Annotated in this window: 18 protein-coding genes; 11 read left to right on the plus strand and 7 right to left on the minus strand. The window is 38.4% G+C overall.

Features of this window, described 5'->3' with window-relative positions:
* The first annotated feature begins 2 nt into the window (after positions 1 to 2).
* Positions 3 to 416 carry a chlorhexidine efflux PACE transporter AceI gene (gene aceI, locus CFY84_RS02095; RefSeq protein ID WP_088822542.1) on the plus strand — a complete coding sequence of 138 codons (414 nt, stop codon included), beginning with the start codon at positions 3 to 5 and terminating at the stop codon, positions 414 to 416.
* A gap of 97 nt (positions 417 to 513) precedes the next feature.
* Here aceI and ahpC read toward each other — a convergent pair whose 3' ends face one another.
* Positions 514 to 1077, minus strand: coding sequence for an alkyl hydroperoxide reductase subunit C (gene ahpC / locus CFY84_RS02100; protein ID WP_088822543.1), 564 nt, complete (start codon positions 1075 to 1077; stop codon positions 514 to 516).
* A 273-nt stretch (positions 1078 to 1350) separates the two neighbouring features.
* On the opposite strand from ahpC, the gene hrpA reads away from it, so the two are divergent.
* On the plus strand, positions 1351 to 5202 hold the full coding sequence (gene hrpA / locus CFY84_RS02105) for an ATP-dependent RNA helicase HrpA (RefSeq protein WP_088822544.1): 3852 nt from the start codon (positions 1351 to 1353) through the stop codon (positions 5200 to 5202).
* Between the two features lie 54 nt (positions 5203 to 5256).
* Here hrpA and proP read toward each other — a convergent pair whose 3' ends face one another.
* The 6 genes from proP to glnL form a co-directional block, all read right to left on the minus strand.
* Positions 5257 to 6735, minus strand: a complete 1479-nt coding sequence (proP, locus tag CFY84_RS02110) for a glycine betaine/L-proline transporter ProP (protein ID WP_088822545.1) — start codon at positions 6733 to 6735, stop codon at positions 5257 to 5259.
* Between the two features lie 396 nt (positions 6736 to 7131).
* On the minus strand, positions 7132 to 8052 hold the full coding sequence (gene argF, locus CFY84_RS02115; protein ID WP_088822546.1) for an ornithine carbamoyltransferase: 921 nt from the start codon (positions 8050 to 8052) through the stop codon (positions 7132 to 7134).
* A gap of 74 nt (positions 8053 to 8126) precedes the next feature.
* Positions 8127 to 8789 carry a TetR/AcrR family transcriptional regulator gene (locus CFY84_RS02120; RefSeq protein WP_088822547.1) on the minus strand — a complete coding sequence of 221 codons (663 nt, stop codon included), beginning with the start codon at positions 8787 to 8789 and terminating at the stop codon, positions 8127 to 8129.
* A gap of 88 nt (positions 8790 to 8877) precedes the next feature.
* Positions 8878 to 9699 carry a tetratricopeptide repeat protein gene (locus tag CFY84_RS02125; RefSeq protein ID WP_088822548.1) on the minus strand — a complete coding sequence of 274 codons (822 nt, stop codon included), beginning with the start codon at positions 9697 to 9699 and terminating at the stop codon, positions 8878 to 8880.
* A 191-nt stretch (positions 9700 to 9890) separates the two neighbouring features.
* Positions 9891 to 11366 carry a nitrogen regulation protein NR(I) gene (glnG, locus tag CFY84_RS02130; protein WP_088822549.1) on the minus strand — a complete coding sequence of 492 codons (1476 nt, stop codon included), beginning with the start codon at positions 11364 to 11366 and terminating at the stop codon, positions 9891 to 9893.
* Positions 11353 to 12474 carry a nitrogen regulation protein NR(II) gene (glnL, locus tag CFY84_RS02135; protein WP_088822550.1) on the minus strand — a complete coding sequence of 374 codons (1122 nt, stop codon included), beginning with the start codon at positions 12472 to 12474 and terminating at the stop codon, positions 11353 to 11355. Before glnL ends, glnG begins: the two co-directional genes overlap by 14 nt.
* A gap of 353 nt (positions 12475 to 12827) precedes the next feature.
* On the opposite strand from glnL, the gene rimO reads away from it, so the two are divergent.
* The 9 genes from rimO (at position 12828) to CFY84_RS02180 (ending at position 22714) form a co-directional block, all read left to right on the plus strand.
* Complete coding sequence (gene rimO / locus CFY84_RS02140; protein ID WP_088822551.1) at positions 12828 to 14171, plus strand: 30S ribosomal protein S12 methylthiotransferase RimO; 1344 nt, start codon at positions 12828 to 12830, stop codon at positions 14169 to 14171.
* Positions 14172 to 14208: 37 nt separating this feature from the next.
* The gene (gene pyrH / locus CFY84_RS02145; protein WP_088822552.1) at positions 14209 to 14937 is read left to right on the plus strand and encodes a UMP kinase; all 729 of its coding nucleotides are present in this window, start codon (positions 14209 to 14211) and stop codon (positions 14935 to 14937) included.
* 75 nt (positions 14938 to 15012) lie between these two features.
* Positions 15013 to 15567: a ribosome recycling factor gene (gene frr / locus CFY84_RS02150; RefSeq protein ID WP_088822553.1), complete on the plus strand. Its 555-nt coding sequence runs from the start codon at positions 15013 to 15015 to the stop codon at positions 15565 to 15567.
* 4 nt (positions 15568 to 15571) lie between these two features.
* On the plus strand, positions 15572 to 16321 hold the full coding sequence (gene uppS / locus CFY84_RS02155) for a polyprenyl diphosphate synthase (protein WP_088822554.1): 750 nt from the start codon (positions 15572 to 15574) through the stop codon (positions 16319 to 16321).
* 3 nt (positions 16322 to 16324) lie between these two features.
* Positions 16325 to 17152 carry a phosphatidate cytidylyltransferase gene (locus CFY84_RS02160; protein ID WP_088822555.1) on the plus strand — a complete coding sequence of 276 codons (828 nt, stop codon included), beginning with the start codon at positions 16325 to 16327 and terminating at the stop codon, positions 17150 to 17152.
* Positions 17152 to 18342, plus strand: coding sequence for a 1-deoxy-D-xylulose-5-phosphate reductoisomerase (ispC, locus tag CFY84_RS02165; RefSeq protein WP_088822556.1), 1191 nt, complete (start codon positions 17152 to 17154; stop codon positions 18340 to 18342). Before CFY84_RS02160 ends, ispC begins: the two co-directional genes overlap by 1 nt.
* Positions 18343 to 18344: 2 nt before the next feature.
* Positions 18345 to 19700: an RIP metalloprotease RseP gene (gene rseP / locus CFY84_RS02170; RefSeq protein ID WP_088822557.1), complete on the plus strand. Its 1356-nt coding sequence runs from the start codon at positions 18345 to 18347 to the stop codon at positions 19698 to 19700.
* A gap of 44 nt (positions 19701 to 19744) precedes the next feature.
* The gene (gene bamA, locus CFY84_RS02175) at positions 19745 to 22186 is read left to right on the plus strand and encodes an outer membrane protein assembly factor BamA (RefSeq protein WP_088822558.1); all 2442 of its coding nucleotides are present in this window, start codon (positions 19745 to 19747) and stop codon (positions 22184 to 22186) included.
* Between the two features lie 39 nt (positions 22187 to 22225).
* Positions 22226 to 22714, plus strand: coding sequence for an OmpH family outer membrane protein (locus tag CFY84_RS02180; protein ID WP_088822559.1), 489 nt, complete (start codon positions 22226 to 22228; stop codon positions 22712 to 22714).
* Positions 22715 to 22716 lie beyond the last annotated feature (2 nt).

Raw genomic sequence — 22716 nt, forward strand, 5'->3', positions numbered from 1 at the left:
TTATGCTGATCACTAAAAAAAGATTAGTTCATGCTATGACTTATGAAGTGATTTTACTGATTATTATTGCGATTGCTTTAAGTACAATTTTAGAAATGCCGCTTGAAGTGACAGGAGGTCTTGGTATTGCAATGGCCATTACATCTGTGCTTTGGAATATAGTATTTAATACTTTATTTGAAAAGTTTGAACAAAAAAAACAGTTAAAACGAACAATTCCAGTACGTATATTACATGCAATTGGTTTTGAGGGTGGATTGTTATTATTTACTATTCCTATGGTTGCTTATGCATTAAACATTAGTTTTTGGAATGCATTGTTATTAGATTTAGCCATGACCATTTGTATTTTGTTTTATACATTTATATTTCAGTGGTGTTATGACACCATAGAACAACGTATTTATTCTAACTAAGTTAATAATATGAATAAATTGATTAAATACAATGATGTTTCAAACAAAAAAATAGCCGCTTTCGCGGCTATTTTTAATTTAATTCATATAGGATGAATTAGATTTTACCTACTAGATCGATTGAAGGCGCTAGAGTTGCATCACCTTCTTTCCATTTTGCTGGGCATACTTGACCTGGGTTAGCATGTACGTATTTTGCAGCTTTAACTTTACGAAGAAGTTCTTGCGCATCACGGCCAATACCACCAGCTGTAATTTCTACAACTTGGATTAGACCTTCAGGGTCTACAACGAATGTACCACGATCAGCTACGCCTTCACCTGGGATAAGCACTTCAAAGTTTTGTGCTAGAGTCCAGCTTGGATCGCCAACCATTGGGTATTGGATTTTTTTGATTTCTTCAGAAGAATCGTGCCATGCTTTATGCGTGAAATGTGTATCAGTTGATACGCCATAGATTTCAACACCTAGCTTTTGGAATTCTTCATAGTTGTCTGCAAGATCGCCAAGCTCAGTTGGGCACACAAATGTGAAATCTGCTGGATAGAAGAAGAATACAGACCATTTTCCTTTAAGATCAGCATTAGACACTTCAACAAATTGTCCGTTTTTGTATGCTGTAGCTTTAAACGGTTTAACTTCAGTATTAATTAAGCTCATTATGTGCTCCGTTGATGGCTGTGTATTTAATTTATGGTAATTAGAATAGAAAAAAATGTTTATATGGGGAAATAGTATTTTTAAATCTTTGGTATCGGAAAAATAAATGATCTTATGTTTCCGCTTTAAACTACATGCCCTTTAAATAAAATAGAGATCATTTATGACAATTCAAGTGGGTTAATAAAAAAAACTTTATGTTGCTTAGCTTTATCTCAAGCGCAGAGTGGCGTAAAATATTATGTTTAATTTACGTTTAGGATATAAGACTCAGTGCGCACAGATTTAAATCTAGATCATTTGGTTATGGCGCGTGATCGGCATCGTTTAAATCGGCTGAATCGAGATAAAAATAAACAAACTGAATATCAAACACTTTTTGAAAAATCTAATTTACAGGTCAAGTCACGCGCGGCGTCATTACCACGTATTCGCTTAAACCAAGAATTGCCTGTAACTCAATATGCAGATCGTTTGGTCGAAGCGATTCAACAACATCAAGTGGTGATTGTTGCTGGTGAAACAGGCTCTGGAAAAACCACGCAGTTACCGCAAATTGCGATGCTTGCTGGTCGCGGTTTAACAGGAATGATTGGCCATACGCAGCCAAGACGTTTGGCGGCACGCAGTGTATCACAACGTATTGCTGAAGAAGTGGGTGAGCGCTTAGGGCAATCCATTGGTTTTAAAGTTAGGTTTAATGAGCAAGGGTCGAATGAATCCATTGTCCGTATTATGACGGACGGGATTTTATTGGCCGAATTAACCCATGATAAATTCTTGACCAAGTATGACACCATCATTATTGATGAAGCGCATGAACGTTCTTTAAATATTGATTTTATTATGGGCTATTTAAAACAGCTCATTAAAAAACGTCCTGATTTAAAAGTTATTATTACATCAGCGACATTAGACGTGAACCGCTTTAGCCAATATTTTAATGGCGCACCAATTTTTCAAGTTGAAGGGCGCAGTTACCCTGTTGAGGTGGTATATCGTCCAATCTCTGAACTGTCTATCACAGGCAGTGATGATGATGAGTTTGATGCTTTTGAAGAAAGCTTACCTCGGGCTGTGGTACAAGCTGTCGAAGAGTGTTTTGCAGATGCTGATCAATCAGGACACCCTGAGCATGCAGATATTTTGGTTTTTGCAAGTACAGAACAAGAAATTCGTGAGTTGCAAGAAACACTTGAAAAGCATGGTCCAAGACATACTGAAATTTTACCGTTATACGCTCGTTTAGCGTTGTCAGAACAGCAAAAGATCTTTAATCCAAGTGGTCGTGGTCGACGTATTATTATTGCTACTAACGTGGCAGAAACTGCATTAACAGTACCCAACATCCGATACGTGATTGACAGCGGATTTGCAAGAATTTCGCGTTATAGTTATCGCTCGCGTGTACAAAGATTACCAATTGAAGCAGTATCTCAAGCTGCAGCCAATCAGCGTAAAGGACGCTGTGGTCGTGTCGCGCCAGGCGTATGTATTCGTTTATACAGTGAAGAAGACTTTTTAAGCCGTCCGGAATTCACTGAACCTGAAATCAAGCGTACTAATTTGGCATCTGTTATTTTACAAATGCAGAGTTTGGGTTTAGGCGATCTTGAACAGTTTGACTTTATTGAGCCACCCGATAATCGTTTGGTTAATGATGGTCGTAAGCTGTTGATTGAGCTTGGTGCATTAAATGAAAATAAAGGTCAATTGACAAAAGTCGGGCAAATGATGGCAAAAATGCCTATAGACCCGCGTTTGGCACGAATGATTATTGGTGGTGCACATTTTGGTGTATTACGTGAAACATTAATTATTGTCAGTGCATTGGCCGTTCAAGATCCACGTGAACGACCTGCCGACAAGCAAACTCAAGCCGATCAAAAGCATGCGCTATTTAAAGAAGCAGACTCAGACTTTTTATTTTATTTGAAGTTATGGGATACGCTTGATGCCAACAAGTCTGAAATGAGTGAAAATAAACGTCGTCAATTTGCACGTCAGCATTTTTTAAGCTGGTTGCGTTTGCGTGAATGGAAGCAGACCTATGTGCAATTGTTAGACTTGGCAGCTGGATTAAAACTTTCACTGAATGAAAAGCCTGCGAGTTACGAAAACTTGCATCGTGCGTTACTGACGGGGTTGCTGTCGTTTATTGCCAATAAAACCGATGAACGAAATGTTTATATGGCAGTCAGACAGCAAAAAGCGCGTATTTTTCCTGCGAGTACCATCCATAAATCAAATGCTTCATGGGTGATGGCTTTTGAAATGGTTGAAACATCACAGGTGTATTTGCGTTCACTGGCTAAAATTGAGCCTGAATGGATTTTGCTTGCAGCACGAGATTTATTGAAATATCACTATTTTGAGCCGCATTGGTCTAAAAAGGCAGGTATTGTTCGTGCTTATGCTCAAATTACATTATTTGGTTTAGTCATTGAACCAAAGCGTTTAATGAATTTCGAAAAGGTAGACCAAGCAGCAGCGCATGAGATTTTCTTGCGTGATGCACTCACCACAGGTGAACTTGGTATAGTACCGCCATTTTTAAAGCATAATTTGGCAAAGCTGTCTGAAGTTGAACGTGTCGAAGACAAATTACGTCGTCGTGACTTGGTGGTGGATGAAGAAACCATTTATCAATTTTATGCAAGCAAAGTACCTCAAGATGTTGCAAGTCGTGGCAGCTTTGAAGATTGGCGTGCTACAGTTGAAGCACAAACGCCACGTTATTTATATATTGATGAAGCATCATTGTGGCTGGATGACCGCCCAACAGTGCAACAGTTTCCTGACTATTGGCATAACGGTGCATTACGTTTAGCCACCACATATCATTTTGACCCAAGCCATGATGATGATGGCGCAACAGTAAAAATTCCATTACAAGCATTACCACAAATTGATGAAAATATTTGGTCATGGGGAATTCCGGGTTGGCGCACAGAACTAATTGAAGCCTTGCTAAAAACACTACCGAAAGATAAACGTAGAACTGTTGTACCCATTCCTAACACAGCACAACGTCTTATGCAGTTGTTAGATGCTACACACTTACGTCAACATGTACTTAAATTTTCAGCCTTTCAATTACGTGGGGAGCAGATTAAAGAAAGTGATTTTGCATTTGATCGAGTTGAACAATATCTACTCCCTCTGGCTAAAATCGTGGATGAAAAAGGTCGCGTTATTGAACAAGGTCGAGACATTGATGAATTGAAGGCCCGATGTCGTGTGGAAACACAAAAGCCATTGCAACAGTTAAGTGGCAGTTTTCATACCTTTCCAAAAGACTTTATTTTTGAATCATCAAAAAAAGTGACTGGTGTAGTGGTAAAACAGTACCAATCATTGGTGCCGATGACCACATTTGCTGAATTGAAAACCAAAGATGAATCAGGTGTAGTCATACAAACATTTAATGACCAATCTGAGGCCATCCGTCAGCATAAGCAGGGTGTCATTCGTTTGTTGCATATGCAGTTAGGCGATTTAATTCGACAGCTTAAAAAACAAGTGAGCCGAAATTTAGCACTCAGTTACTCACCATTAGGTGATAAAACTCATTTAGAAAATATGCTGGTCTATGCTGCACTTGAACAAGCTATTCCATCTTTGCCATGTGATCAGAAGGAGTTCGAAGCACTACTGACCACAGTCAAAGCCAAGTTTTTGACGCATGGGCAGCATGTACTTACGATGCTTGATTCAATTTATACTGATTGGCAAGCGATTCGTAGTCAATTGGCTGCTTTGGATGACAGTATTTTTGGTGCATCGATTGACGATATTGAAGATCAGCTTGAATTGATGCGTTTAAAGGACTTCGTTTATACGCAGCCTATTGAACTTTGGCAAGAGTTTCCGCGTTACTTGCAAGCGCTGTTAATTCGTTTAGAGCGATTGCCAAACAATTTAACCCGTGACTTAGATGCGATTGATCAAGTCGATCCGTGGATGGATAAGTTATTTCATTGTCCAAAAAATAATCATTTTGATCAGTTCTACAAAGTGGTGGAGGAGTACCGAATTTCATTGTTTTCACAACCTATGAAAACCAAAATTCCTGTATCTGTAAAACGTTTAGAAAAAGCATGGGCTGAATTTCAAAGTCGTTAAGACCGCGCAATAAAAAGAGCTGCCATTTGGCAGCTCTTTTTATTGCAACAGATATTAATCTATTTCAGGATGTTTATCTGCTAAGCCTTGACGTTTTTTCTGTAGTGCTAAAATTTGAGCATCAATTTTTTCAATGCGTTCTTCAATGGTACCGTGAAACTCTTCAAGAAGTTCGGCAGCTTCTGCTTCACTCATAGCCATTGGAGCACCACCAAATAAAGGTTTGTTGGCAGTTTCTTTTAACTTGCTGGCAGTCACTAATCCAATCACCCCAAAAATCATGAGATAATAGGCAGGAATCATTAAATTGCCTGTTGAACTGACTAAAGACGCTGTAACAGTTGGTGTTAAACCTGCAATCACAATTGAGATGTTAAATGCAATTGCTAAAGCACTAAAGCGAACTTGCGTTGGAAATAGTGCAGGTAATGTTGCAGCCATAACACCAATTAGCATATTTAAGCTGAGTGCAAGAATAATTAAGCCAATCGTGATTTGCGTTGCGACACCAGAGTCAAGCAGTAAGAATGCAGGGTAGGACAAAAATAACAATGACAAGCTACCTGCAAAAATAAATGGACGACGTCCCCATTTATCGCTTAACCAACCCACAAGTGGTTGAATAAATAGCATACCAATCATAACAGGAATGATTAAATCACTACCGAGGCTACCTTCATACTTTAAATTATCAGTTAAATATGACGGTAAATAAGTCAGTACCATGTAATAAGTGACATTAGTACATAAAACAATACCAATACATAGCAACATACTGCGCTTATATTTAGATAAAATTTCTTTGAAAGAGATTTTTTTGTTTTTATCTTCTGATTCACTCAGTTGTTTAAATGCAGGAGTTTCTTCTAATGAATGACGAAGGTATAAACCCACTAAACCAAGTGGTAACGACAGCAAAAATGGAATTCTCCAGCCCCAGTCTTCAAATGTTTGTTGACCAAGAATGTAAGTGAGGAGAGATACTGTTCCTGCGCCAACTAAGAATCCAGCGATTGAACCAAAATCGAGCCAGCTTTCCATAAAGCCGCGTTTACGGTCAGGTGCATATTCAGCAACAAACACAATGGCGCCTGTATACTCACCACCCACAGAAACCCCTTGTATAATTTTAATAAGTATCAATAAGATGGGGGCTAAAATGCCAATTGTGGCATAGGTTGGTAGTAATCCAATGGCAAAAGTACTGACGGTCATTAAGATAACCGTTGTAGCTAAGATTTTTTGACGACCATATTTATCACCTAAACGACCAAATATAATCCCGCCAAGTGGCCTAAAAACAAATGCAATAGAAAATGTTGCGAGTGCAAGAATCGTTTGATATTTGGGATCTACGCCTGCAAAAAAAAGCTTTCCTATTACAATCGCGACATAGCCATATACACCAAAGTCAAACCACTCAATGGCATTCCCTAGAGCTGCTGCTTTAATCGCTTGTTTCGATTTACTATCATCGACAATACTAACATCATTAATATTAATCGGTTTGTTGTTCCGTCTAAATCCGCGCATGTAAAATCCAGTCGTGCTGTAAAATTGTTTTAATTGCTTTATTCGTATTATGAGTAGTCATTACTCATCAAATTAAGCGAAAAACAATTAAATTTAAAGATGTTAAATGTTCACATGACAAGAGAAAATAAGTGCAACATATGTACAAACCACACATATTTTTTCTTGTAACGTTGAAAAGTAAAATAATTCAATGACTTACAATTATAAAGATTTGCTCTTAAATCACTGTTTTAACTTTATATAGTTGCTGTTATATATTTTTTACTTTTTGTAAATAGATCCATTTTTAATATCTTGTTTTGATATAGTAACAAAAGGTAATTTGTGGGCTCTATTTTCATAAATTTTTAAAATAAGCCACCTTGCGATGGCTTAATTAATGTACTAATGCTTTTAGTGTGTTTCTAATTGAGCATTTAATAAAAATTCAATCAATGCTTTTTGAGCATGAAGTCGATTTTCACCTTCATCCCAAACTACTGAATTTTTATAATCGAGCATATTTTCTGAAATTTCTTCACCGCGATGTGCAGGTAAACAATGCATAAACAAGCAATCAGGGTGAGCAATTTGCATGAGTGTTTCATTCACCTGATAGTCTTTAAATGCTTTCTCTCGAATTTTCTGTTCTTCTTCTTGACCCATTGATGCCCAAACGTCAGTCACAATAAGATCTGCATCCTGTGCCGCTTCTTGTGCTGAGGCAACAATTTTAGCAGAATCGGCAAATGGATTTAAAAACTCTGCTTTAGGCTCATAGCCTGTTGGTGATGCAATCTTCAGTTTAAAGCCCCATAAATGTGCAGCTTCAATATATGAGTTGCACATATTGTTGCCATCACCAATCCATGCAACTGTTTTGCCACGTATAGAGCCGCGATGTTCAACAAAAGTTTGAATATCTGCAAGTAATTGGCAGGGATGATGGTCGTCGGTTAGTGCATTAATCACAGGAACACTTGAATGTGCAGCAAAGCGTTCAATAATGTCATGCCCAAAGGTTCTGATCATAACAATGTCGAGCATGCTTGAAATAATACGTGCAGAATCTTCAATAGGTTCGCCACGTCCAAGCTGAGTATCCCGTGAAGATAAAAAAATTGCATGTCCACCAAATTGACTCATGCCTGCTTCAAATGATACGCGTGTTCGTGTGCTTGATTTTTCAAAAATCATGCCTAGCACTTTACCAATAAATGGTTGATAGATTTTTCGCTCATGTTGTAAGCGTTTTAATTCTTGTGCACGGGTAATAATTTGTTCTAGTTCAGCTGAGGACAGGTCACTTAAAGTCAAAAAGTGGCGTAGTGCCATAGTTACTCCACATAATTGCAAGGCAATTATTATCTATTTAATGAAAAAGCAATCGTCGAATATACTATATATAATTATTCAAAATCAAAAAATTGTTTATATTCGTGTGCTTTTAAGAAATATTTAACAGAGTAATGGATGTAGGCATTGATTTCTTCAGGACTTTGTTGCTGTACTGCACCCATTAACATCTGCCATTCAAAATGCCAAACACTTCCCAACAGCATTTTTGCAGAATGTTCAGGGTGTTCACAAACAATTAATCCTTGCTCTGTGGCTCGAATTAATGATTGGCAAATATCGGTGAGTACATGTTGTGGACCATTATCATACAGATAATTGGCAAGTTCAGGGTCTAGGTTGGCACGTTCTAAAAGCAATCTTAAAAATTGAATGTTTTCTTGATGCATTAAATAAGTATAGACATTTTGTAAAATGGTGGTGAAGAATGTTCGAATATCTAATTCATCACAATGTGTATTTGAATAAATTTCTTCAAAACATATTTTACGTTTGTAATCACAAATGGCTTTAAATAAACCATCTTTGCTACCAAAAAATTTATAAATCGATGCTTTTGATCCGCCTGCATGCTGCACGATATCGTCAAGCGAAACAGCTTCATAACCTTTTTGAACAAACAATTCTGCAGCTGTATTTAGCAGCGCAATACATCTTTCAACGCCTCTTTTCGTTTGTGGTTGTTCATTAAAGTAATGCTCTGCTGAATTTAACATGAGGTGTATATCATTATTAACAAAGATTTATCTTTATAGCATAGCAAATAATCTTGATTAAAAGTGATACTTCGTCAAATTGTCAACTTTATCTGAGCTTAAAGTGTGCATAAAGTTGTGTTTCATCTCCTGTAATGGATCCTAATAGGGCGTGTTGTTCATCTGTTAATACCGTTTCTTCGTCAAGCAGATGCGCAAGCTGAATAATTTTTTCGCCTAAAATGATTTGTTGCTCAGTACATAAAATTTGTCCCAATTGCTCAAGTGATGACAGATTAAATTCGGTTTGAAATGAATAGGCGTACCAGTCTTTGGCTTGCTTTAATGCACGCTGCTGACAATATACGTTTCCTAAGTAATGTGCTGTGTCTGCAATATTTAATTGATATGCAGTTGCAAGCAGTTCATGTGCAACATCATAGCGCTTTTGCAAACTATAAGCCTGTGCAAGTGGTAAGTAGGCATCAAGATGTTGATAAGCTTTAGCTTGGGTAAAATAATAAATTGCAGCATTGAGATGATACTGATTTAAAAAAATCTGCCCAAGCGTAATATAAGCTTCAGTATGGCCGTGCATGACTGCAGACTTTAAGTAGTGCTCAGCAAGGGTATAATTATGACGCTTAAATTCAATTAAACCTAAATGATAAAAAGATGGTGCATGGTTTAATTCTGCAGCCTGCATGTACCAATGGTATGCCAATGTATGTTGTGCTTGCATGCGATAAACATTACCAAGCCCGTACATCCATACAGGGTCGTTTGATTTAATGGTTTTTATTTTATAAAGATAAGTTTCAGCATCTGTAAATCGCTGCTGTTGCATAAAGTCACATGCAATCTGATAAAAAGATTGAATTTCTTTTTCTTGTTGTCGAATAATTTTTTTAAAGTCACGGAAAGCACCCACGTGAAACTCCATATACAAATGAGAATTATTATCTTTTATAAATGGTTTTCATAGAAAACACAAGTCATGGCATGTGCAAGCGCATGGTTTGTTATCGGTATTTAAATAATTCTGATGAATGGACTAATCGTAAGGGCAAGGGATGGGAGTAAAAAAGCATGGGAGTACAGGGTGTACTCCCATGAAATCATTTAATGGTGATCATTTAGATCATCATCATCTGATGATTCCATACCTAACTCTTTAAGTTTACGAGTAAGGGTGTTTCGTCCCCAACCTAATACTTCTGCTGCATGGCGTTTACGACCTTTGGTCAGCTCAAGTGCAGCATTAATTAAGGTTCGCTCAAAAACTGGCGTTGCAATATCTAAAATTTTGGTTTCACCATTACGCAGCTTATTGATTGCCCAGTCACCAAGTAGTTGATCCCAATCTGGTAATTTAACTTGAGAGGATGCGGTTGCCACCACAGGTTGGCTGGATTTTTGAGTTGCTGTTTGACGTAATTCGACAGGTAAGTCTTCAGGATAAACTTCACGTCCTGTAATCATTACGGTAAGCCATCTACAAATATTTTCTAACTGTCTGACATTGCCAGGCCATGCCAATTGTTGCATATATTTGACTGTCTCATCGCGCAAAATTTTGGAGCTGACACCCAATTCTTTGCCTGCTTGCTCTAAGAAATGTTGTGCCAACATGGCAATATCTTCGCTACGATGCGCAAGTTTTGGAATATGAATACGAATCACATTTAAGCGGTGATATAAGTCTTCACGGAAGCGTCCTGCATCAACCAATTTTTCTAAATCTTGATGCGTAGCAGCAATAATTCGAACATCCACTTTAACAGGAATATGACCACCAACACGGTAAAACTCACCATCTGCCAAAACACGGAGTAAACGTGTTTGGGTTTCAAAAGGCATGTCACCAATTTCATCTAAGAATAATGCACCACCGTTGGCTTGTTCAAAACGACCTTGTCGTTGTGTATTTGCACCTGTAAATGCGCCTTTTTCATGACCAAATAGCTCAGTTTCGATCAAGTCTTTAGGGATGGCTGCCATGTTTAGTGCAATAAACGGCTTACTTTTACGCGGTGAGTGGCGGTGGAGGGCATGTGCTACTAATTCTTTACCTGTACCTGATTCACCATTAATGAGTACGGTAATGTGTGATTGAGCAAGTCGACCAATGGCACGAAACACTTCTTGCATGGCAGGAGATTCACCAATGATTTCAGTGGTTTGTAGTGCAGGGGTAGGTGTTTGACTTGACTCTTGGTTCTTTAGTTTTTCAATGTGCAAAATAGCACGCTGAACTAAAGCCAAAGCTTCATCAATATCAAATGGTTTTGGTAAATATTCAAAAGCACCTGTTTGATAGCTCGATACAGCAGATTCTAAATCAGAATGTGCTGTCATAATAATAACAGGCAGATCAGGGTGGTTATTTTTTACACGGCTTAAAAAGGTAAGACCATCCATACCCGGCATGCGAATATCCGTTAAAATCACATCAGGTGTATCGGTATGTAATTGGTCTAAAGCGCTTTGTGCATTCTCAAAGCTTGTAACATCAAAGCCTTCTTCTTTGAATGTTTTTTCTAGTACCCAGCGCATGGCGCGATCATCATCAATTACCCAAATTTTATTTCGCGACATGTTGTGACTCCCAAGGTAGATATAAACTAAAGGTGGTTTTTCCAGCAATTGATTGGCATGCAATAACGCCGTTATGTTGGTGAATGATGTTTTGGGCAATGCTTAAGCCAAGTCCTGTGCCATTCGCACGCCCAGTCACGAGTGGATAAAATACAGCTTCTAAAATGTCCGCAGGAATGCCCGGTCCGTTATCTTCGATATCGATACGAATGACAGAGCGATGCAAAATATTGTTAATGGTAACTAAGCGTTGAATACGTGTACGAAAGATCAATTCAGGATGGTTTTCGCGTTCACGATAAAAAGCTTTATTTTCTAAAATCGCTTGTACCGCATTGACACTGATATTGAGCATAACTTGAATTAATTGGTCGCGGTCGGCTTGAATTGATGGCAAAGATAAGTCGTAATCGCGTGTGAGTTTGACTTTCTTTTTGGTTTGATTGCTGACCAATGAATATACACGCTCTAAAGGCTCATGCACATTCACATCAACATAACTTGGTAACTGTCTTGAACCAAGCATGGTGTCTGCAAGCAACCTTAAACGATCCACTTCATTGATGATAATGTCAGTAAATTCATTGTATTTTGGGTCATTTAAGCTACGCGCAAGTAATTGGGTTGCACCTCGAATACCACCTAAGGGGTTTTTAATTTCATGTGCGACACCGCGAATTAGTTGGCGTGTGACTTGATGTTGCTGAATTAAATTTTCTTCTTTTGCGATTTTAAGCATACGCTCAATGGGGTTAAGCTCAATTAACAAAAAAACGGGTTGTGTTTTATCAAGCTGCATCTGTGTGACTGTATAGTCGACATGCAAATTTTGAAAGTTGACGCGGATGACAGCTTCACGGCGTGTATAGGCTTGACCTTTTTCAAGCGTATTTCGCAATGCTTTTTGCGTGTCAAAATCATCATCAGGAATTTCAAGTAAGTGCAAAACAGGTGTGTTCGCAGCACGCAATGAGCTGATGTCAAAAAGTGCTTCACATGCGGAATTTAAATAAAAAATATTTAAATCAGTGTCGACAAGTAGGATAGAAGTTGAAAGATGATCAACCAACAGCTGATAATCAATCGTTCGCTGTGCATGTGTGTGCATGTGCTTAAGCTCCATCCGATGGTGAGCGCATGAGTTGACAAATAGACTGTCATTCCCTGTTATAGCGCGTTTTACAGTGTACATGGTTCTATAATAAAGCAAAATACACGCCAACTTTTATAGTGTAAAAGATGGTTTGTTTATTGATCAATAAAAGTTTATTGGACACAGAAAACGCATATGCTATGTCATTTAAATTATACTTTTTTTATCTTGCACTATAATATTGCAGTATTTTTTTTTGTAAAAAAGCCTGCAATATTATAGTGCGCATTAAATCATTGTTGTTTAAATCTATGCTTATCGACTGAAAAGTCATACAATACGTGCATTCAAGTAGAGTGCAGAGTTTCATGAAGTCCCCCAAAGTCGGTTTTGTTTCTTTAGGTTGTCCTAAGGCATTGGTAGATTCTGAGCGTATTTTAACCCAATTACGTATTGAGGGTTATCAAGTCGCATCAGATTATGATGGTGCTGATTTAGTTGTTGTCAACACATGTGGCTTTATTGAGTCCGCTGTTCAAGAGTCTTTAGACGCAATTGGCGAGGCTATTAATGAAAATGGCCGTGTGATTGTGACGGGATGCTTAGGTAAAGACGAAGAAAAAATCCGACAGATGCATCCGAATGTATTGAAGGTAACAGGTGCGGCAGCATACCAAGATGTAATGGAAGCTGTGCATGAATATGTTCCAGCACCACCTAAACATGATCCATTTATTGATCTTGTTCCTGAGCAAGGTATTCGTTTAACACCAAAGCATTATGCTTATCTGAAAATATCAGAAGGCTGTAACCATCGTTGTACGTTCTGTATTATTCCAAGTATGCGTGGGGATTTGGTTTCGCGTCCAGTGGGCTCAGTCTTAGAAGAAGCTGCAGCTTTAAAGCGTTCAGGCGTAAAAGAAGTATTGGTTATCTCTCAAGATACTTCAGCATATGGTTTAGATACCAAATACAAATTAGATTTTTGGAATGGACAACCTGTCAAAACCAAATTTTTTGATATGTGTGAAGCATTAGGCCAGCTTGGGATTTGGGTTCGATTGCATTATGTCTACCCATACCCACATGTGGATGCTGTGATTGACCTTATGGCACAAGGTAAAATTTTACCGTATTTAGATATTCCATTTCAGCATGCCAGTCCGCGAATTTTAAAGCTCATGAAGCGTCCTGCGCATAGTGAAAATACGTTAGCACGCCTCAATGTATGGCGTGAAAAATGTCCAGATTTAGTGATTCGTTCAACATTTGTGGTTGGATTTCCGGGTGAAACTGAAGAAGACTTTGTCCTGCTATTAGATTGGCTAAAAGAAGCGCAATTAGATCGTGTTGGGTGCTTCACATATTCGCCAGTAGAAGGTGCAACTGCGAATGATTTGCCAGATCATGTTCCTGAAGAGATTAAGCAGTCACGATATGAACGCTTCATGGCTGTACAACAAGAAATCTCTGCTGCTAAATTGCAAAAACGTATTGGTCAAACCATGACTGTACTTGTGGACAGTTTGGAAGAAGAGTTCCCAGTTGCTGTTGCACGTTCTTATGCAGATGCACCTGAGATTGATGGAAACGTGTTTGTAGAAGATATTGATAAATCACAAATTCGATCAGGTGATCTATTGACTGTTGAAATCACAGATGCTGATGAATACGATTTATATGCCAAGCTGATTGAAGTTAAAAAAGCGTAATACCAATATTATTTTGTCTGAATTTTGAGAGAAAAATATGCTAGATACAAGCAACCCACGTTATTCAAGAATCTTGTTAAAACTCTCAGGGGAAGCGCTCTCTGGGAACCGTGAAATGGGTATTGATGCTCAAGTCCTTGATCAAATGTCATTATCTATTGCACACCTTGTTGGCTTAGGCGTTCAAGTGGGTATTGTGGTTGGCGGTGGGAACTTATACCGTGGCAGCCAATTGCAAAAAGATGGCTTGGTTGGGCGTGTGACTGGCGATCAAATGGGTATGCTAGCAACAGTGATGAATGGTCTTGCCATGCGTGATGCATTGGTTCGCCGTAACATTAAAACCCGTTTAATGTCTGCACTGTCTATTGGGACAGTGGTAGAACCATATTCAAGTCGTGATGCTATTCGTCATTTAGGCAATGGTGAAGTGTGTGTGTTTGTCGCAGGTACAGGCAATCCATTTTTCACTACAGATACTGCGGCATGTTTACGTGGTATTGAAATTGAAGCCAATTTGATTTTGAAAGCCACGAAAGTTGATGGGGTGTATAATAAAGATCCTAGTAAATACGATGATGCTGTAAAATACGATAATTTAACCTTCGATCAAGTACTTGATGAAAAATTAGGTGTGATGGATTTAACTGCCATTTGCCTCTGTCGTGATCACAATGCAGAGTTACATGTCTTTGATATGAACAAATCAGGTGCGTTATTGTCTGTGGTTATGGGCGAAAAAGAAGGTACTCGTGTCACGCAATAACTATACGTGATGCAAAAAGCCCTTTATACTCATTGAAATTTTAGTATTAACACTTTGTAAAGTAAGGAAGATCACATGATTAACGATCTCAAGAAAGACAGTGAACAACGTATGCAAAAGTCGATTGAATCTTTGGAGCAAGGTTTTGCCAAAGTTCGTACAGGACGTGCACATCCATCGATTTTAAATGGGATTATGGTTCCTTACTATGGTTCAGATGTTCCTTTAAACCAAGTGGCAAACATTGGTGTTGAAGATTCTAGAACCTTGCTTGTACAACCGTTTGAACGTCAAATGGTGTCTGCAATTGATAAAGCCATTCGTGAAGGCGATTTAGGTTTAAACCCAATTACTGCAGATAGCATTCGTGTTCCTTTGCCTGCATTAACCGAAGAAACACGTCGCGATATGCAAAAAGTTGCACGTAATGAAGCTGAAAATGCCAAAGTTGCGATTCGTAATATTCGCCGTAATGTATTAGATGACATCAAAGCATTGCAAAAAGAGAAAGAAATTTCAGAAGATGATGAGCGTCGTGCAGCAGACGATATTCAAAAAATCACAGACAAATATGTTGCAGAAGTTGATAAGCGCTTAGCAACCAAAGAAGCTGAACTTCTAAAGGTTTAAATTCATGACGATCGTTGAAGATAATCATCCTCCTCAACATGTTGCCATCATTATGGATGGCAACAATCGTTTTGCGAAAAAAAAGCAATTACCCAAAGGCGATGGCCATAAAGAAGGTAAGACGGTTTTAGATCCAATTGTTGAGTATTGCCGTAAAGTAGGTGTTCAGGCACTGACTGTTTTTGCGTTTTCAAGTGAAAATTGGAACCGTCCGCAGCCAGAAGTCGATTTATTGATGTTTTTATTAGAACAAACCATTCATGAACAAATTCCAAGAATGGTTGAATTTGAAATTGCATTAAGATTTATTGGTGATGATGCAAAGTTACCCGAACATTTGAAACAGCTGATTCAAGAAGCAGAACAAAAAACAGCCCATTTCACTAAAATGACGTTGACCATTGCCATCAGTTATGGTGGCAAATGGGATATTGCAGAAAGTGCAAAACGAATTGCACAAGATGTGGTTGATCAAAAAATTTCAGTTGATCAAATTAATGCCGATTTATTTAATCAATATATTTGTTTAGGTGATTTACCTGCTGTGGATTTATTGATTCGCACAGGTGGTGATTATCGCATCTCTAATTTTTTACTTTGGCAGCTTGCTTATGCAGAGCTGTATTTTACCAAAGTGCTTTGGCCAGAATTTTCTGTAGATGAACTGAAAAAAGCCTTTGCTGTATTTTCAGAGCGAGAGCGCCGTTTTGGTCAAACCTCTGAACAGATCCAACAAAATAAAATTGAGAATTAATACATGTTTGAGCGGATAAAAACCGCATTGGTTTTAGTGGCAATTGTTTTATTGTGTATGTTTGCCACATCCTCTCATTATCCGATGCTAATTTTAATGTTAGTGGCTGCAACTGTAGCAGGATATGAGTGGTTTAAGCTAATGCCTGAACAGCAAGACAATACATCCTCTCCAATGGCAACCAAGTTATATGCATTTGTCATTTTTATTATTTCTTCAATTGCACTCTATTATCAAGACGTTTCTTTATTGCTGTGGTGTGCATCCATCTTAATTTGGATTTTTAGCGTTTATTGCATCAAAACTTATCCAGAGAATGACAGTTGGTATAATAAAGGCCTTAATGTGGTAGGTGCTGTATTAATTACAGCAGCAGTGACGGCTATATTTGCGGTATGGTTAAGCTCTCCATGGTGGCTCATGTATTTGTTCTTATTGGTTTGGGGTGCAGACAGTGGAGCATATTTTGTTGGCCGTAAGATAGGACGCCGTAAAATGGTGCCAGCTGTGAGTCCGAATAAATCATTAGAAGGGCTTTTTGGCGGGTTAGCTTTATCGGTGCTTATTGTTGTTGTTGTACAATTTTTCTTCTTAAAATTAGAAATATATCAGCATATCTTGTTTTTAATACTTTCGATATTTACAGTACTTGGCTCAGTCCTAGGTGATTTATTAGAGTCGATGATTAAACGCCGTGCAGGTGTAAAAGACTCAGGTTCAATCCTACCAGGACATGGTGGTGTATTAGACCGAATTGATTCACTACTTGCCGCAGCCCCGATATTTGCTGCAGGAATTTATCTCCTCAAACTGATTGGTGTTGATTTATAATGTTGCAAAATGTTTGTATATTGGGTGCGACAGGGTCAATTGGACAAAGCACGTTAAAAGTATTGGCAGAACATCCTGAGCAATATGCTGTTTTTGCTGTTACAGGGTTTAGTCGCCTTGATGTGTTAGTTCAAATTTGTCAGCAATACCAACCTAAATTTGTTGTTGTTCCAAAAGCGTTACAAGATCAATTGCATCAAGCATGTTTTGAGCACAAAATTACTCAAACTGAAATTTTAACCGACAATGCAGGGCTTGAATATGTTGCATCACATCCTGATGTTGATGTAGTCATGGCAGCGATTGTTGGGTCGGCAGGGTTATTGCCAACTTTGGCAGCGGTGCGAGCAGGTAAGCGTGTTTTGCTTGCCAATAAAGAAGCATTGGTCATGTCAGGTGACTTGATGATGCAAAGTGCTAGACAAAGTCAGGCATTATTGTTACCTGTAGACTCTGAACATAATGCCATTTTTCAGTGTTTACCTGAGTCTTACTGTGTTCAACCAAATATTGAACATTTTGGTATTTCACAATTATTGCTTACAGCATCGGGCGGACCTTTTTTAAATATGGGGCGTCAAGAATTGGCAGCTGTGACACCAGCTCAAGCATGTAAGCATCCGAATTGGTCTATGGGGCAGAAAATATCGGTTGATTCAGCCACGTTAATGAATAAAGGACTTGAGTTAATAGAGGCATGTCATTTATTTGCTGTACCTGAGCATCTAATTAAAGTGGTCATCCATCCGCAAAGTATTATTCATTCTATGGTGCAATATATTGATGGCTCAACCCTTGCACAAATGGGTAACCCTGATATGTGTACGCCAATCGCCCATGCATTGGCGTGGCCAAAACGTATAGCGACAACTGTGCCTGCATTAGATTTATTCACTCAGCACCGACTAGATTTCCAAGAACCTGATCACTTCAGTTTTCCTTCATTAAACCTTGCTAGAATGGCGATGAAAGCAGGTGGTGTAATGCCTACGGTACTCAATGCGGCCAATGAAGTGGCTGTAGATGCATTTTTATCTAAGCGTATTACATTCACAGCGATTCCTGAAATTGTTGAATCTGCGTTAAGTCGCATTGAATATAGCCCAGCAATGAGCATTGAACATATTCTTGCAATTGATGCGCAAGCACGACAAATTGCCAGTCAAGATGTTAGTCAGAAAGGACGTTAAAGATGAATGTGCTTTTTATGATTTTAGCCGCAGTGTTTCTACTGGGTCCTTTAGTCGCTATTCATGAATTTGGACATTATTATGTGGCTCGAAAATTAGGGGTCAAGGTTCTTGTTTATTCAATTGGATTTGGACCAACATTACTTAAATGGACCTCTAAAAAGACAGGGATTCAGTACCAATTATCTGCATTACCGCTTGGTGGTTATGTAAAAATGCTCGATGAACGTGAAGGTAATGTGAAAGAAGAAGATTTACCTTATGCGTTTAATCGACAATCACCGTGGAAGCGAATTGCCATTGTTGCGGCAGGTCCACTCATTAATTTAGTGTTTGCTATTTTGTTATTTTGGATTTTATTTTTACCGAAACAAGAGCAACTCAGTACAAAAATCGGAAAAATTTTACCTGAAAGTGCAGCTGCAAGTGCAGGTTTACAAGTTGGTGACAAAATTGTTTTGGTGGATCAAAAGCCCATTTCAACTTGGGAAAGCTTAAATTTTGCGGTTGTGAACCGCGTAGGGGAAACAGGAACAATTACGGTTCAAGCGGAACATCAAGGTCAGCTCAAACTTTTTTATTTACCGATTAATAACTTCTTAAAAGATCAATCTATTTCTTCATTTGAAGCCCTTGGTTTTTTACCATACCGTCCTAAAATTGAGCCTGTTATTGAAAAAATGGCAGACAATAGCGCCGCAAGTCGACAAGGGATGCAAGTGGGAGACCGTGTTCTTTCAATTAACAATATTCAAACCCCTGATTGGTTTGATGTGGTTGATATTGTTAAGAAATCACCTGAAACACTCTTGAATTTTAAATTGCTTAGACAAGGTGAAGTGATTGATTTACAAGTCATGCCACAAGGGCGACGAGATGACATGGGTCATGTCACAGGGGTTCTTGGTGTACAAAGTCATGCAGGTAAAATTGTTATTCCAGATGACTATCAGCAAACAATACAGTATTCTCCTGTAGAAGCCTTTGGAAAAGCGCTCACAAAAACCTATGATATTTCAGGGATGATGCTTAATTCGATTGCAAAAATGATTCGAGGGTTGATTGGTTTAGACAACTTATCAGGACCGATCACCATTGCTAAAGTTGCAGGACAAAGTGCCGAAATGGGTTGGCAAACTTTTATATCGTTTATGGCATTAATGAGTGTAAGCTTAGGAATATTGAATTTATTACCCATTCCCATACTTGATGGCGGGCATTTAATTTACTATTTTATTGAAGCGATCAGAGGAAAACCTGTTTCAGAACATATACAGCTCATTGGTTTAAAAATCGGTATGGTACTGCTTGGCAGCATGATGGTCCTTGCTTTATTCAATGATTTTATGCGGTTGTAGTAAGTTTAACAAAATATTCAACTTGGTAGAAAATAGGCATGCGCATGCGTCACACACATCTTTTTATGCCTTTGGCACTCGTTAGTGCAATGGCAACAGTACAACAAGCTTATGCAGCGGACGAATTTGTTGCACAAAATATAAAGTTTGACGGATTAGTACGTCTTACACCAGCCAATGTATATACAATGTTACCTATTAAAAATGGCGACCGTATCAATGATGTGATGCTCAATAGTGCAATTCACACGTTGTATGGAACAGGTTTGTTTGATGATATTCAAGCATCAGAGCAAAATGATGGCACACTTTTATTTAAAGTTGCAGAACGACCAATCATTGCGAAAATTGAATTCAAGGGCAATAAACTGATTCCCAAAGAAGCATTGCAAGATGGCTTGAAGAAAATGGGCGTTGCAGAAGGCGAGGTACTTAAACCTTCTTTGCTACAAACCATTGAAACAGAGCTTGAACAACAGTATGTTCAGCAAGGTCGTTATAATGCCACCGTCAAAGCGGAAACCACACAACGCCCAAATAACCGTGTTGATTTAACCATTAACTTTGTCGAAGGCAAGTCTGCAAAAGTTATTGAAATTAATGTTGTGGGCAATAAAGTGTTTAACGATGACGATGTTAAACAAGCTTTTGCCTTAAAAGAAGCGAGTTGGTATTCAATTCTGACCCGTAATGATTCATTTGCTAAAGAGCGTATGGCAACCAGTTTAGATGCATTACGTGCATTATATCTAAATAATGGCTATGTTAATTACGGCGTCAATTCATCTGATTTAAATATCAGTGATGACAAGAAAAAAGTGTTTATTAATTTATCGCTCACTGAAGGAGATCAATTTAAAGTAGGTACCACTAAATTTTTAGGTGATACATTATTTAAGCCAGAAGAATTAAAAACATTACAGATCTATCGTGATGGTGAAGTGTATTCACAAGCAAAAATTGATGCTGTGAAGACTTTATTACTCAGAAAATATGGCAATGCAGGTTATTACTTTGCACAGGTCAATGCAGTACCACAAATTGATAACGACAATAAAGTTGTGAATGTTGTGTATTACATTAACCCTGGTGAGCAAGTGACCATTCGTCGTATTAACTTTACAGGTAATACGAAAACTGCAGATTCTGTATTACGCCGCGAAATGCGTCAGATGGAAGGTGCATTGGCAAGCAATGAAAAAATTGATTTATCTAAAATTCGTTTGCAACGTACAGGCTACTTTAAAACGGTAGATATTAAACCTGTTCGTATTCCAACTGTACCTGACCAAGTTGACTTAGATATTAGTGTTGAAGAGCAACATTCTGGTACAAGTACGCTTGCAATTGGTTATTCACAAAGTGGTGGTATTACCTATCAAGCAGGGATTAGCCAAACGAACTTCCTAGGTACAGGTAATAGTGTTGCATTTGACTTTACACGTTCGTCATATTCAACCAACTATAACTTATCGGTGACAGATCCATTCTTCACAATTGATGGTATTAGCGCAGGGTACAATGTGTACTACCGTGAAACAAAGCCATACGAAGATTACCATGTCAGTGATTACTACTCTAAAGCAATTGGTGCAAGTGCCAGCTTATCGTATCCAATTGATGAAAACCAAAGTATCAGCGGGTCTTTGGGCTTAGAAAATATTGATATCTCGACAGATATTTATGGTTCAATTGCCTATGGCGGTTACTTACTAAGTCATGATGGTAAAATTAAAAATACCACAACCACCACAGCAGGGACTTATAATGAATATGAAGGCACATATTTAAATTATCTTGCGAATTTAGGTTGGTCGTTTAATACACTTGACCGTCCATTATTCCCAACATCAGGTCAATTGCATGCGATCAACTTAGAAGTTGCGTTACCTGGTAGTGATGCCGAGTATCAAAAACTGACATATAGCGGACAAGTTTTCTTCCCAATTGGGAAAGGATTCGGTGGTCGTGCATATGGTAAGTTAGGTTATGGTCATGATTTACCATTCTGGAAAAACTTCTATGCAGGTGGTTGGGGATCAGTTCGTGGCTTCGAAGACAACACGTTAGGTCCAAGATATCCAGGCGAATACTATAGTGGTATTCAGTCATCTGATACCAATAAAGACCCTGTTGGTGGTAATGCTTTAGTACAGTTTGGTGCAGAGTTAATTATTCCTGTACCATCCAAAGGGGATTGGACACGTAATGTTCGTCCAACATTGTTTATTGAAGGCGGTCAGACTTTTGACACTGAATGTAAAAACATTTCAGACTTCTATGACGGTACAACCAAAGTAAGCGGTCAACAATACTGTAAAGACAACTTTGGCTTTGATTTAGGGAATATGCGCTATAGCGCGGGTGTTGGCTTAACATGGAACACCATGATTGGCCCACTTTCGATCAGTTATGCATACCCATTGAATAAAAAAGATGGCGATGAAACGCAAGCAGTTCAGTTCCAAATTGGTCGTACTTTCTAAGTACGACTGTGTTAAAAATACAATTTAAAGGATAATCTAATGAAAAAATTAATGACTGCATTACTTGTAGCAGGTTCAAGCGTTGCAACACTAGCACAAGCAGCAGGCTATGGCATTGTAGATATGCAGCGTGTTGTGGAAAGCAGTGCATATCTAAAACAGCAAAATACAACGCTTCAGCAATCTATCAAGCCAAACACAACTCGTGCTGAGCAATTGAACCAAGAAATTCAAGCATTACAAGATAAAGCAGCGACTGCAAAACCTGCTGAAGTACAGCAGTTAAAAACACAATACGAAGCAAAAGTGCGTGAAATTAATACACTTGAGCAAACAATTCAGCAACGTGTACAAAGTGCTTCACAAACAACAAGCCAAACATTCACAACGCGTGTACAGCAAGCTGCAGAACAATTACGCAAAGAAAATAATTTAGATGTGATTTTGAATAAAAATGCAGCGCTTGCATATGACAATAGCAACGATTTAACTGATAAAATGGTGCAAAAGGTAAATGCAGCTAAATAGTT

This window comes from Acinetobacter apis, from assembly GCF_900197575.1.
Classification (GTDB): Bacteria; Pseudomonadota; Gammaproteobacteria; order Pseudomonadales; family Moraxellaceae; genus Acinetobacter; species Acinetobacter apis.